This is a genomic window from Marivirga tractuosa DSM 4126 (genome assembly GCF_000183425.1).
GTDB lineage: Bacteria > Bacteroidota > Bacteroidia > Cytophagales > Cyclobacteriaceae > Marivirga > Marivirga tractuosa.
Map to the genome: position 1 here is coordinate 2,397,805 of NC_014759.1, position 13,445 is coordinate 2,411,249.

Genomic DNA, 13,445 nt, shown 5'->3' on the forward strand with positions numbered 1-13,445 from the left:
TCCATTTATTACTTTGAGCTTAATTCGAGTTTGTGATAATTAATTTTACAAGATTGATCCTGTTTTCTTCCATACTTTCAATCACAAATCGGAAAGGAGGCCTGCTCACCTCTTCATTTAGCTGTGGGAAATTTTCCGTTATGGATAAAATAAAACCTCCTAAAGTATCGTAATCCCCTTCTGGTAGATTTAAAAAATATTTATCATTTATATAGTCTATTTCCAACCTGGCGCTAAAAACATAGGTGTTGGCGGAAATCTTCTCCTCTACCAAATCTTCATCATCATGCTCATCTTGGATTTCACCAAAAATTTCTTCTATAATATCTTCCAAACTCACAATCCCAGAAGTCCCACCAAATTCATCTACCACCAATGCTAAACTTTTATGCTCTTGTATAAATTGAATCATTAATTCATTGGCTGGCATGGTTTCCGGCACTATTATGATAGGTGTGAGTATTTCCTTGATCGTTAAAGGTTTTTTAAATAAGGCAAGTGAATGACAATAGCCAATCACATCATCAATAGTATCTTTATAAATCAAAACCTTAGAATGGCCACTATCATTAAAAGCATCCTTCAACTCTTCTATGGTGTCTTCAATATCTACTGCAACCACTTCGGTACGTGGAATCATACACTCTCGAACCTTTATAGTTTTAAATTCCAGCGCATTATTAAATATTTTCTTATCTAATTCCACTTTGCTTTCTTGATGATCAAGCTGAACAGTGTTTTTCACAAAGTGATCTAAATCGGTTAAGCCAAACACCGGCTTGTCTTCCTCATACTTTAATCTCAACACATATTTTATAAAGAGTTTTGATAAACTGACTATAAAAAAAACAATTGGGTAAGTGATATAATAAATAAGCCATAACGGTAGAGCGAAGAAAGACAACAAGCCGTTAGGGTTTAGCAAAAAAATACTTTTAGGAGTGAATTCAGCTACAAACAATACAAAAATGGTTGATATAAAAGTCTGAGCCAATAGAATAAAGACATCATTTTGAAAGAACAAGGGTAAATTTCCAATCAAAATAGGTTCTATCATTTTTGCCATGTAAATACCATAAACCACTAAAGAAATGGTATTTCCGATCAATGTGGTTCCTATAAATGAAGAAGGCCTTTCTAGAAATTTCGAAAGAATTTTACCTGAAATAACTCCTTGCTGGCTTTGTAGTTCAATATGCAGCTTATTAGATGATACGAAAGCAATTTCTATTCCTGAGAAGAATGCGGAAAATAGTAGAGATATAATGATATAGATTAAATAACTGCTTTCCATTATTTTTTAAAATCCTGTTTTTGCTGCTTCTTTTGTTTGAGATATCTATGTAAAAGTAACAGACTTATGGATAACATAAAAATCCAGTAAGAATATTCAAACCCCACTGTGATGGATTGATGTATACCTATTACAAAGAAAGCAAAAGCCAAGCCTATAATAATAAAATTCGGTTTGGTGCTCTCAGGGCTGCTGTTTTTATTTTTCTTTTTAGGAGGCATTTTTAATATACTCAATTAGCGGGTTCAATCTTCTTTTGGGTTGCTTCCTTATCAACTTGCTTTTTCGGTTGCTCCTGTGCGCTTGTGTCTTCATCCAAATAGATGGTTCCACTTGGATTTAATATCCTATAGCTCGAAAAATCCTGCTTTGCTACTAAACCAGTTCCAGTAGATATTTGATCCTCAGACTGAATACGTACAAATTTATCAGTGTAAATCTCCTCTTTTTTTGGTTCCCAGAACAATTCTTCAGAATTCATTTTGCGAGGCTCTATATAACCTATAACCTCTACATCACCTTCAGCTTTATAAAGATCCTCTTCTTTAGTATAATAAGCGGAATTTGCTTCTAAAGTGGAGGACATGGTTCCGTCAGGCTCATAAAATTCTATAAATATATCATTTGGAAATTCCCTATCGCCATTTTCATATTCATATTGCTTAGTAGCTTTCACTATAACACGTACCACTGCTGAGTCCGAATATATTATTTCTACGGTATCCGCTTCCATTATTGGGCCAGTATATTCTTCAAATTTTTGTTTAGACTCTAAACCAGAAGAACAAGATTGAATGATTAATATAATTAATGAAAGATAAAAATATTTCATGTTACCAGTTTATTCTCAATGACCAACCAATTTCAGAAGAATCTGAATATTTCTGCTTAAGTACATAATGTGGGATCATGCTTAGCTTCATTTTACAAAAATAAAAAAGCGGTCAAGATAATATATAATCAAGACCGCTTTAATTTCCTATGCTTTTTATTAGTCCCTAATTTGAACTTGGACTGTTTCTCCAATCCAACATCCAACTGAAACTTCATCACCTACTTCATAATCGTAGTTAAAGATGTCTTCATTTGAAGGAAATTGCTCCTTGGCAACGCTCATTCTATTGGTTGCCCCTCCTTTTTGATACATCTGATAAGCGGCTATATAAACTGCTCTATCTTTCACAACATCTTCTCCTGCTTTACACTCTTGGTAGCTTTTCAAATATAAATCTCCAATTATTGTATAAGCCTCTTTTCTTGAAGGATCAGCATCCAAAGCATCATAAGCATAGCTTCTGGATTGCGTTTTATTTCCAAGTTTTGAGGCAACATCAGCAAGTTCAACATAAACATCTGCGGTTTTAATGTTATCTTCTGTGTAGTTCAAGGCCTCTTTAAAGTACTTCTCAGCCGCTTCCAGATTATTATTTGCTTTTGATCTCAAAGCAATCATTCTAGCTAATCCAAATTCAGGAGCATTTTTCTGCACCACTTTAGCAGCATCCAAAAATGAATCTGAGCCAGTACATCCGCCTGCCAGAGCAAATTTCACAATTTGTTCAGCATCTTCTAACTTTCTTCCCTCTTCAACAAACTTTGGATAAAGCTTTTGATCAATGATATTACAATCGATAGTGACTGATGCAGTAAATAATTTTTCAATGAAATCTCTAGCCTTTTGAATATTCTGTTGGCTCTCACCATTAGCTAACATCTCATCTAAAATATCTTGAACTTGATCGTATATTTCAATTACTTGCAAATCTGTAACTGGACCACCAGTCAATTTATACCTTCTGGCTGCATCCATGTAATGCACAGTATTTGAAATGTAACCTTTAGCTCCCAACATCTCAATAGCTTCTTTATGCAATTCAAATAAGTCCTTATATTTATCCTTCCTATTTTTCCAGACATTATAAGCATCATTTGCTTTCCTGTTAGTCACATTTTCTACATCATTAAAATATTTCATTCTCAGGTCGTACAAAAGCACAACTGAATCTTGCAGGTTTTCTTGCTTCTTTCCTGATGTAGTTTCTGCTAAATTTTCATACACTTTCACTCCTTGTATGTAAATAGAAGGGTTAAGGTCTGGAGTTTCTTTCAATAACCAATCCAATGGTGGTTTTGCGGCTTCATATCTTTCAGCAGTAAGCATATCAGAATAAAGTGCATTTTTCTCCATTGCCAATGCTTTCTTGTCCGGATCTTCCGGCCAGTTCCAACCATCTTGCCCAAACATTGCAGCCTGAACACCTATTACTAATGCTAGTGTTAATAGAATTCTTTTCATCTTTCTTATAATTTAATCAAACTGTCTTCGTAAAAACCATCTATCGTTAAAAGTAAAACTTAAATTAAAATTTAAATAATTTTCTTGTACTAAACTGTTTAACAAGGTTCCTCTTTGCCCCACTTCAAATGCTAAATTAATATTTGAAATTCTCGTTATTGGTAAAGTAGTACCAAAAGTAATGCCAAAAGAATTTATCTCATTGTTATTTATAACCAATGGACCATTGGAAATGTTAATACCAGCTCTGTAAGTGACTTTTTCGAAATATCGCGTACCCGACTGCATATTAGGAGTATACTCACCTCCAATATTAATTTTGGTCTGTTCCACATAATTACTTTCTGCACTTCCAAAACTACGATATTGCCTCCAGTCCTGGTAAGAAAAATCTGCCATAATAGCCCATTTATTTGGACTCATATAGGATAAGCCCGCACTAATTTTTTGTGGCATAGTGGTAGTTCCTTCATCTCCAGCCACTATAAAAGTGGAAGAATCAGTTAATTGGCTAATCGGAACTTCAGTGGGAGAAAGCAACTGTAAATAAGTATTTCTAGTCGTGTTCAAGTTGGCTTGTAAATCATAGGTTACTCCTAATGAAAGGTAATTTTTCCCTACTTGTTTTGTCAATTTTGTACCGAACACAAAAGAGAAGTCAGAAAAATTATCTTTATTTTCTGCAGAAATTAAGTACGGAATTGCTACAGTATCCTCCCCATTAATGACATTCTCAAATATTGTTTTATCAGTTAAATTCCCGAAATTATAATTAGCTTCAAGTCCAATGGCAATATTGTCTGTTATATTCCATCCGTTTGATAAACTAAATTGGGAAATTGTGCCACTTCCTTCAAAACGAGCCCTTTCAGCCTGAGGATCGAACGCCTCTGACCTTCTTCTCTGTACGATTTCATAATTCTTAGAACTCAATGGCTTTAATGATATGGACAAGCCATATTTACCAGGAACAATTGGGAATGCCAATGAGATATATTTCAATCCGCCATTGACTTGTCTAAATCTTGTAACTTCATCACTAATATTATTCTGAGTGATACTCAGACCTGCCTCAAAAGAACTAAAACGCTGTCCTCCTAATAAAGCAGGATTCAAAGCTGGAATAAACCAGGTGCTTTGATAAGCTAAGCCTGCATTTCCCATTCCATTATTTGCAACAAAGCCTTTTTCAGACATCATACCCATTCCGTAAGCTGAATATGGAGAGTTCAACTCTTGAGCAAAAGATGATGAAATAAAAATGATAGATATTATACTGGCTACTAAGCCCGTTCTAAATTGGTACATTATATCGTAAAATCGCATTTAAACCCATTAAAACTAATTCAGGGATTGCAAAGATGGTAGCTTTTATTTTAGATTCAAAGAATTTTGCATCTCCACCTGTGATTATTACCGTGAGCGGTGCATTTTTCCTTTCAACTTCCTGAATATAAGCATCAATCTCAGCCTTGATCCCATGGACTACACCGCTTAGCATAGCCCCTTCAGTGGATTTGGATATCCATCCATCCACTGACTCCGGTTCTACCAACGGTAAACGAGCCGTAAAATTATGCATTGCTTTAAAACGCATACTCATTCCTGGTGATATAGCTCCTCCATGATAGACTTTTCCTTGCTCAATAAATTCATAGGTAATGCAAGTGCCTAAGTCAACCACCAAGCTATTTTTATTGGGATATAACATTTGAGCACCTGCCACAGCTGCTAACCTATCCAGCCCTATAGTCTTGGATTTATATTGATTATCGAAAGGAAGCGCGGTTTCAATACTTAATAATATAGGATTGCTAAGGACCTTCAATTCTTGTAATATCTCATCGTAACTAGTATTTACACTAGATATAATAGCTGATTCTATTTCTTTTGAAGCAATAAACTGATTGAGTTCAGATAATGAATCAAAAGTTTTAAAATATTCTAATCGGTCCTCCTTAAAAAACCCTATTTTAGTTTTAGTATTGCCTACATCTATGGCTAAGTTCATATTTCCTAATTTCAGATTTAAAATTAATTAAATTTATGCAAAAGCTCACCTATAATGCTATTGGCTTAATGTCTGGAACTTCACTTGACGGACTTGATATTGCCTTTTGTAAATTTCAAATGTTGCCAGATCAGAAGTGGAGCTGGGAAATAATCGAATGCGCAACAAAACAATATCCCGATGACATCAAGATTAGATTAACTAAGGCAATACATCTAAGTGGGTTAGATCTACATAGTCTAGATGTTGATTTAGGAAGGTGGATGGGGTCGTCAGTTAAGGAATTTATTACTAAGAAAAATTTAACAGTAGATTTTATTGCTTCTCATGGACATACTGTTTTTCATGAACCCGAAAACCAACTCACCTTACAAATAGGGAATCCTAATTTCCTTCACGCTGTTACCGAACTGCCAGTCATTTCAGATTTCAGAACTTTAGATATAGCGAAAGGTGGACAGGGAGCTCCATTAGTGCCAATTGGTGATGCTCTATTATTCCATGAATATGACTTTTGTATCAATCTGGGGGGCATAGCTAACTTATCGTATGAAAATAAAGAAAATAAACGAATAGCTTATGATATATGCGCCTGCAATATCTTATTGAATACTTTGGCGAATTCAAAAGGTTTGGAATATGATGATAAAGGTAGTTTAGCGAAGTCAGGAAATATAATTAAATCACTTTTAAACGAATGGGATGATTTTCCCTACTTAAAAAAGAAGCCACCAAAAAGCTTAGGAATCGAACAAATTGAACCTGAAATCTTAGTCAAAATAGATGAAAATAAATTTAAGGTTGAAGACATGATGGCAACTGCCGTAGAGCATATTGCATCTCAAATTAGCAAAACATTAATTTCAGCTAAGAATGAAGGCAAAGCACTATTTACTGGTGGTGGAGCTTTTAATAGTTTCTTGATTGATAGAATTCAATCTAAATTAGATCATAAATACGAGTTAGTGTTGGGCGATGAAAAAACTGTAAATTATAAAGAAGCCTTGATTTTTGCATTTTTAGGAGTTTTAACTGTCAGAAACGAATGGAACACTTTGGCTTCAGTTACCGGTGCTCATTCCAATAGCATATCTGGTCAAAAGCTAGGCGATATTTGAAATATATTTTTGTAGTTTTGGCGCTTTGGAAACATAGATGAAGTATTTCATCATATTTTTTTTACGAACCGACTAAACTGAATAAAAATGAAAGAACTCTTAGAGAAATTTGAGAACAAACGACCCGAAATAGTATTTGAATGGAAAGATTCCGAAACAGAAGCAGAAGGATGGGTAGTTATTAATTCACTAAGAGGCGGTGCAGCAGGAGGCGGTACTCGTATGAGACCAGGCCTTGACAAACACGAGGTTGAATCCTTGGCTAAAACAATGGAAGTGAAATTCACTGTTTCAGGCCCAGAAATTGGTGGGGCTAAGTCAGGAATTAATTTTGATCCAAATGATCCAAGAAAAAAAGGAGTATTGGAAAGATGGTATAAAGCAGTAATTCCTTTACTAAAAAATTATTATGGCACTGGGGGTGATTTGAATGTAGATGAGATCCACGAAGTAATTCCCATCACAGAGCAGTATGGTTTGTGGCATCCTCAAGAAGGAGTTGTAAATGGACACTACAATGCAACTGAGCCAGAAAAAATCAAAAAACTTGGTCAATTAAGACAAGGAGTGATCAAAGTAATTGAAGCCCCTAATTATAGTCCAGACATTAAAAGGAAGTATACAATTGCAGATATGATTACAGGCTACGGAGTAGCTAAGTCTGTGGAACATTATTATCATATTTGGGGCGGTAATTTAAATGAAAAAAGAGCTATTGTTCAAGGCTGGGGAAATGTAGGGGCTTCGGCTGCTTATTTCTTGGCTCAAGCTGGAATTAAAATCGTAGGAATAATTGATAGAAATGGTGGCTTAATCAATAAAAAAGGCTTTAGCCTTGAGGAGCTCACTGAATTATTCTTAAATAGGAAAGGAAATGAATTAATCTCTGATGATTTAATCCCTTTTGATGAAATAAATGAAAAAATTTGGTCGCTAGAAGCGGAGGTATTTATTCCTGCGGCTGCTTCAAGATTGATCACAAAGCAGCACCTAGAAGAAATGATCGCTTCAAAATTGGAGGTGATTTCAGCTGGAGCAAATGTTCCTTTTGCAGATAAAGGAATATTTTTCGGTCCTATCGCTGATTTTGCAGACAATAGAGTAGCTGTAATCCCAGATTTCATTGCAAACTGTGGCATGGCAAGAGTTTTTGCCTATTTGATGACCACAAATGCAGAAATTACGGATGAAGCTATATTTGAGGATACTTCCAGAACAATTGAAAGGGCGCTCCGTAAAACATTTGAGGCTAGTAACTCTGATGTTAATATTTCAAAGACTTCTTTTGAAATCGCCTTAAGTCAATTAATTTAACGTATAATTAATCATTTCCTCATAAGATTATTCATAGGAATCTTCCTAAATTGAGGACACTTGAAAAATCATTTGCATGAGAACATCATTATTTTCTATTTCAGCAATATTTTTAACCCTAGTATTTACCACTATTTTTGTTCCCAAGTCTTTTTCAGCGGAACCTATTTCTGCTGCCGAATTGGTGGAAAATGGTAATCAGGATGAAGTTTCTGAAGGAGTAGAAAATGAAGAAGCAGGGCATCATTCAGCTCCTGCATGGACGGTAATCCCTTTTGTGCTACTACTGCTCATGATTGCTACAGGGCCGCTGTTCTACGAACATTTCTGGCATAAAAATTATCCTAAAATTGCCGTTATTTTGGCGGTTTTAGTAGTGAGTTACTACTTGTTTGTGATTCACAATGTGCATAGTCCAGTCCATGCTGCTTTCGAGTATTTTCAATTTATCTCTTTGTTGGCTTCCTTATATATTGCTTCGGGCGGTATAGTAATCAAGGTCAATAAAAAGTCAACTCCCATGGTGAATATCATCATGCTTTTGATAGGATCAGTAGTAGCTAATCTAATTGGAACTACAGGCGCCTCAATGCTTTTAATACGTCCTTTTATTCGTCTTAATAAAAACAGGATTAAAGCTTATCATATCATATTCTTCATTTTTATGGTAAGTAACATTGGGGGGTCTTTAACGCCAATTGGTGATCCACCGCTATTCTTAGGTTTCTTAAAAGGAGTACCTTTCTTCTGGACGCTTGAACACAATTGGCCTGCCTGGATATTTGCATTGATCATCCTTTCTGCAGCCTTTTACTTCCTCGATAGAAGAAATAAATCAGGAGTAGAAGAGGACGAGAGTGAAGTTTTTGATAACAAAATCACTATCACTGGTAAAAGAAATTTTATATGGTTGGCCGTTATTATTGTTTCTGTTTTTATTGATCCAAATGTTTTCTCTTGGGTTCCGGGCATAACCTACGATGGTCAGCAGTTCTCATACATACGGGAGGTAATTATGCTAAGCGTCACCTACCTTTCTTATAAATTCGCTAAGGATAAAGTTCACGAGCTTAATGAATTCAGTTTTGAACCTATTAGAGAAGTGGCCTTTATCTTTATTGGAATATTTGGTACGATGATGCCTGCATTAGATTTGGTAGGCGATTTCGCTAAATCTGAAACAGGAGCTGCCCTAATCACTCATAATACGCTTTATTGGGGAACAGGAGTACTTTCAGGTTTCTTAGACAATGCTCCTACATACTTGAACTTTTTAGCAGCCGCTATGGCTTCACAAGGTGGTAGTATTTCAGTATTGACAGAAGTAACGCAATTTGCAAATGGCGGTGTCTATCATGACTCAGTTGCTGATTTAACAGCCATTTCAATTGCAGCCGTTTTCTTTGGTGCTATGACTTACATAGGGAATGGCCCCAATTTCATGGTAAAATCTATAGCAGAGCAGGTAGGTATTAAAATGCCTTCTTTCTTTGGTTACATTATTAGATTTTCAATTCCTTTCTTACTGCCTTTACTCTTCTTGGTTTGGCTTTTATTTATCAGATAGAAATAGGGCAAATGTGCAATTCTAATTAGGGGGGCACCCTTCTGCTTATGGATTTATCAAAACCTTAAGGACAGGAGGCGGTCAACTATTGCACACCAATAGACAGTAACAAACGCAGACATAAATCTATTTTTTTAGTTTCAAGCGTCCTAATAATACAAATGCAACTTATTTTCCTGTGATATGAAATTATATTTATGTTATGGCCATCCTATTTACAAGCTACGGTGTCTATTATCTAGTAAAACACGACTTCAATGAAACATTTTCTAGTACTTCTCCTACCATTATTTCTTCTCAATTGTTCATAAGTTGAAAACCAAGGCATTAAAGGTGACTTTAAATCACTATTGAATATTCCACAATAGTCACCGTTGGAGGCATTGCTGGTATTAGAGAAAGAACCTTTCAAATTGGGGAAATTTACAAAGGCTTAGATGAGGGGAAAGATTCTATTTCCATAAGAATCGCGGAACACACCTGTTTAAACAACGATTGTCCTAATCCTTCGTGCTATCAAGAATTTTTAGATGTCCCTCGTGAATTTCTGAAATTGGTGAAGTAAAGCCAATCAAGACCTGTCTTATCAGATAGCTTTTTTTAAACTCTCTTAAAGAAAGAGTCTACAAATTCCATTTTGTTGAAAACTTGGAGGTCTTCTACTTTTTCGCCTACCCCAATATATTTCACCGGGATTTTAAATTCTTCTGAAATTCCAATAACTACTCCGCCTTTGGCAGTCCCATCCAATTTTGTGATGGCTAAAGCGGTCACTTCAGTGGCTTTTGTAAATTCTCTGGCTTGAATCATTGCATTTTGGCCTGTAGATCCATCCAAAACTAACAAAACTTCGTGAGGCGCCTCACTAACAAACTTCTGAATCACCCTTTTAATTTTGGATAGCTCATTCATCAAATTCACTTTGGTATGCAATCTGCCGGCAGTATCGATGATGACAATATCCGCTTCTTCTTGAACACCCTGTTTTACAGCATCAAATGCAACCGAAGCAGGATCTGTATTCATTCCATGGGAAACCACTGGAACCTCTATACGCTCTCCCCACATCTTCAACTGGTCCACAGCCGCAGCACGGAAAGTATCGGCAGCACCTAAAATTACTTTTTTACCTTGTTTTTTATATTGAGCAGCCAGTTTACCAATAGTAGTAGTTTTACCTACTCCATTTACACCCACCACTAATAAAACATAAGGCTTTTTAATATTCTCAGGTAGGGAGAAATCTTTCAAATCCTCTGTATTATTCTCAGATAAGAGTGCTGCGATTTCTTCTCTTAGTATCTTATCCAGTTCGCTAGTGCCCAAGTATTTATCTCGCGCTACTCTTTCCTCTATTCTATCAATAATTTTGACGGTAGTATTTACTCCTAAATCAGAACTAATTAAAATCTCCTCCAATTCATCTAAAACATCCTCATCCACTTGGGATTTCCCTACTACGGTTCGTCCAAGTTTGGAGAAAAAACTTTCTTTAGTTTTTTCAAGACCCTTGTCTAGTGATTCTTTTTTTTCTTTAGAGAAAATCTTAAAAATACTCATTATATCGTGGTTTAAAGGTAATGATGGTTAGAGGCTTATAATGATACGAAATTAAAACACTAAAGTAACTGAGAAATGTAAAAAGCAGAAGTGTATAAACAAAAAAAGTCCCTAAAGAGGGACTTAAATCAATTTAAACCTTAAAAACTATAATTATTTTTTAAGTGCCTCTTTGGCCATATCCAAAGGTACCATTTCCTCACGGAAAGTATAACCTCCGTTTTTTGACTTTACTGCCTTGATTACTTTAGCGTAACCTTTAGCATCTTTATCTTTTAAACTTGCTACTACTTTCTTAGCCATGATTACTTAATTTCTTTGTGAACAGTATTTTTATTCAAAATTGGGTTGTATTTTTTCAACTCCAATCTTTCTGTAGTGTTTTTCCTGTTTTTAGTAGTGATGTAACGAGAAGTACCCGGAGCACCACTTTCTTTATGTTCAGTACATTCTAAAATTACCTGAACTCTATTTCCTTTCTTAGCCATTGTGCTTTATATTTTTGAGCAATAGAAACTTATACTAATATATTACCGTTTTCACGTGCCTTCTTCAAAACTGAAGTGATACCATTTTTGTTGATGGTTCTGATTGCGCTAGCAGATACTTTTAATGTAATCCACTTATCCTCTTCAGGAAGGTAAAACCTCTTCTTTTGCAAATTTGGCAAAAACCTTCTTCTGGTTTTGTTATTTGAGTGAGAAACATTGTTCCCCACTTGAGGTCTTTTTCCGGTTATTTGACAAACTCGTGCCATATCTATCTAAATTATTTTTGTTGTCGATTTCAAATTGGTCTGCAAATATCGGCAATATTTTGATAATCACAAACCTTAGCGGAAAAATACATCCTAATTTTTTTGGTTTTCCAAGGGATTGCCGTCCTGTTTTGTTAGATTTACATTTTAAGAGAGTGCAATTTACGAATTTTTAAACATTAAAGCTATGATTGAAGAAATCAAGAACAGTCAACAGGCCATTGACATGGAAAACAAGCACGGAGCTCATAATTATCACCCCCTACCTGCTGTATTAGCCAAGGGAGATGGTGTTTTCCTTTGGGATGTAGAAGGAAAAAAATATTATGACTTTTTATCTTCATACAGTGCAGTTAATCAAGGACACAGCCATCCGAGAATTTTAGAAACCCTTAAAAAGCAAGCAGAGACTTTGACTTTAACCTCAAGGGCTTTTCATAACAATATATTAGGTCCATTTGAAAAATATATTACGGAGTATTTCGGTTTCGATAAGGTATTAGCCATGAATTCTGGTGCTGAAGCAGTGGAGTCAGCATTGAAAATTGCCAGAAAATGGGCGACTGAAAAAAATGGAGTGGCTGCAAATGCAGGGAAAGTAATAGTTGCTGAACAAAATTTCCACGGAAGAACTACTACCGTTATTTCATTTTCCAGTGATGAAACTGCCAAAAAGAACTTTGGGCCTTATACTCCTGGCTTTATAAAAATACCTTATAACGACACTGAAGCTTTAGATAAGATTCTACAAGGAGAAGATAATATCGTTGGATTCTTGGTTGAGCCAATTCAAGGCGAGGCAGGCGTTTATAGACCTGACACTGACTATTTAAAGAAATGCAAAGAAATCTGTAAAAAACACAATGTTTTATTCATAGCTGATGAAATCCAAACTGGAATTGCCAGAACTGGTAGCTTATTGGCTGTTTGTGGTGATTGTACTTGCGAAGGACATTGTGAAAAGCAATCTACTTATGTGGAACCTGATATTTTGATATTGGGAAAAGCACTTTCTGGAGGTTTCTATCCTGTTTCTGCAGTTTTAGCCAATGATCACATCATGGAAGTATTAACTCCAGGAACTCACGGTTCCACCTTTGGAGGAAATCCATTAGGTGCTGCCGTTGCATTAACTGCTTTGGAAGTAGTAAAAGACGAGAAATTAGCTCAAAATGCTCGTAAATTAGGACAGCTTTTCAGAGACAGAATGCAGAAGTTTGTTGACAAATCTGAATTTGTGAGCTTAGTAAGAGGAAAAGGTCTATTAAATGCCATAGTAGTTAATGATTCTCCGGACAGCTCAACTGCCTGGGATATTTGTATGGCTTTAAAAGAAAATGGCTTGTTGGCAAAACCAACCCACGGCAACATCATACGGTTTGCTCCACCATTAGTGATCACTGAAGAGCAAATCAATGAATGTTGCGATATTATTGAGAAAACAATAAGTGAGTTTAAAAAGAAATAAACCCATTTAGATCAATCTTAAAAAGAGAGGGTGTCCGAAAAGTCGAGACACCCTTTTTAC

General features: G+C 35.6%; 13 protein-coding genes. 4 read left to right on the forward strand and 9 right to left on the reverse strand.

The annotated features are described in order from the left end of the window. Positions 1 to 19: 19 nt before the first annotated feature. The 5 genes from FTRAC_RS10055 to FTRAC_RS10080 all read right to left on the reverse strand — a co-directional run bounded on the left by FTRAC_RS10055 (position 20) and on the right by FTRAC_RS10080 (position 5,601). Complete coding sequence (locus FTRAC_RS10055; protein ID WP_013454135.1) at positions 20 to 1,294, reverse strand: hemolysin family protein; 1,275 nt, start codon at positions 1,292 to 1,294, stop codon at positions 20 to 22. Positions 1,295 to 1,526: 232 nt separating this feature from the next. Next, positions 1,527 to 2,126, reverse strand: coding sequence for an LPS export ABC transporter periplasmic protein LptC (gene lptC, locus FTRAC_RS10065; protein WP_013454136.1), 600 nt, complete (start codon positions 2,124 to 2,126; stop codon positions 1,527 to 1,529). A 159-nt stretch (positions 2,127 to 2,285) separates the two neighbouring features. Then, positions 2,286 to 3,590: a tetratricopeptide repeat protein gene (locus FTRAC_RS10070; RefSeq protein WP_013454137.1), complete on the reverse strand. Its 1,305-nt coding sequence runs from the start codon at positions 3,588 to 3,590 to the stop codon at positions 2,286 to 2,288. A 12-nt stretch (positions 3,591 to 3,602) separates the two neighbouring features. Further along, a complete protein-coding gene (locus FTRAC_RS10075; protein WP_013454138.1) occupies positions 3,603 to 4,916 on the reverse strand; it encodes a hypothetical protein in 1,314 nt (437 codons plus the stop codon). Continuing rightward, the gene (locus FTRAC_RS10080) at positions 4,885 to 5,601 is read right to left on the reverse strand and encodes a type III pantothenate kinase (RefSeq protein WP_013454139.1); all 717 of its coding nucleotides are present in this window, start codon (positions 5,599 to 5,601) and stop codon (positions 4,885 to 4,887) included. Before FTRAC_RS10080 ends, FTRAC_RS10075 begins: the two co-directional genes overlap by 32 nt. A gap of 35 nt (positions 5,602 to 5,636) precedes the next feature. Between FTRAC_RS10080 and FTRAC_RS10085 the strand changes: the two genes are divergently transcribed. The 3 genes from FTRAC_RS10085 to FTRAC_RS10095 all read left to right on the forward strand — a co-directional run bounded on the left by FTRAC_RS10085 (position 5,637) and on the right by FTRAC_RS10095 (position 9,600). Next, on the forward strand, positions 5,637 to 6,719 hold the full coding sequence (locus tag FTRAC_RS10085) for an anhydro-N-acetylmuramic acid kinase (protein ID WP_013454140.1): 1,083 nt from the start codon (positions 5,637 to 5,639) through the stop codon (positions 6,717 to 6,719). A gap of 87 nt (positions 6,720 to 6,806) precedes the next feature. Beyond that, positions 6,807 to 8,033, forward strand: a complete 1,227-nt coding sequence (locus FTRAC_RS10090) for a Glu/Leu/Phe/Val dehydrogenase dimerization domain-containing protein (protein ID WP_013454141.1) — start codon at positions 6,807 to 6,809, stop codon at positions 8,031 to 8,033. A 76-nt stretch (positions 8,034 to 8,109) separates the two neighbouring features. Next, positions 8,110 to 9,600 carry a sodium:proton antiporter gene (locus tag FTRAC_RS10095; RefSeq protein ID WP_013454142.1) on the forward strand — a complete coding sequence of 497 codons (1,491 nt, stop codon included), beginning with the start codon at positions 8,110 to 8,112 and terminating at the stop codon, positions 9,598 to 9,600. A gap of 600 nt (positions 9,601 to 10,200) precedes the next feature. Here FTRAC_RS10095 and ftsY read toward each other — a convergent pair. From ftsY to rpmB, 4 genes are all read right to left on the reverse strand, one after another. Continuing rightward, positions 10,201 to 11,160 carry a signal recognition particle-docking protein FtsY gene (gene ftsY, locus FTRAC_RS10100; protein ID WP_013454143.1) on the reverse strand — a complete coding sequence of 320 codons (960 nt, stop codon included), beginning with the start codon at positions 11,158 to 11,160 and terminating at the stop codon, positions 10,201 to 10,203. Positions 11,161 to 11,313: 153 nt separating this feature from the next. After that, the gene (locus FTRAC_RS19605) at positions 11,314 to 11,463 is read right to left on the reverse strand and encodes a DUF4295 domain-containing protein (protein WP_013454144.1); all 150 of its coding nucleotides are present in this window, start codon (positions 11,461 to 11,463) and stop codon (positions 11,314 to 11,316) included. 2 nt (positions 11,464 to 11,465) lie between these two features. Next, a complete protein-coding gene (gene rpmG / locus FTRAC_RS10105; protein WP_013454145.1) occupies positions 11,466 to 11,648 on the reverse strand; it encodes a 50S ribosomal protein L33 in 183 nt (60 codons plus the stop codon). A gap of 29 nt (positions 11,649 to 11,677) precedes the next feature. Continuing rightward, positions 11,678 to 11,917 carry a 50S ribosomal protein L28 gene (gene rpmB, locus FTRAC_RS10110; RefSeq protein WP_013454146.1) on the reverse strand — a complete coding sequence of 80 codons (240 nt, stop codon included), beginning with the start codon at positions 11,915 to 11,917 and terminating at the stop codon, positions 11,678 to 11,680. A gap of 187 nt (positions 11,918 to 12,104) precedes the next feature. Here rpmB and rocD point away from each other — a divergent pair, with 187 nt between their 5' ends. Continuing rightward, complete coding sequence (rocD, locus tag FTRAC_RS10115; protein WP_013454147.1) at positions 12,105 to 13,385, forward strand: ornithine--oxo-acid transaminase; 1,281 nt, start codon at positions 12,105 to 12,107, stop codon at positions 13,383 to 13,385. Positions 13,386 to 13,445: the final 60 nt, after the last annotated feature.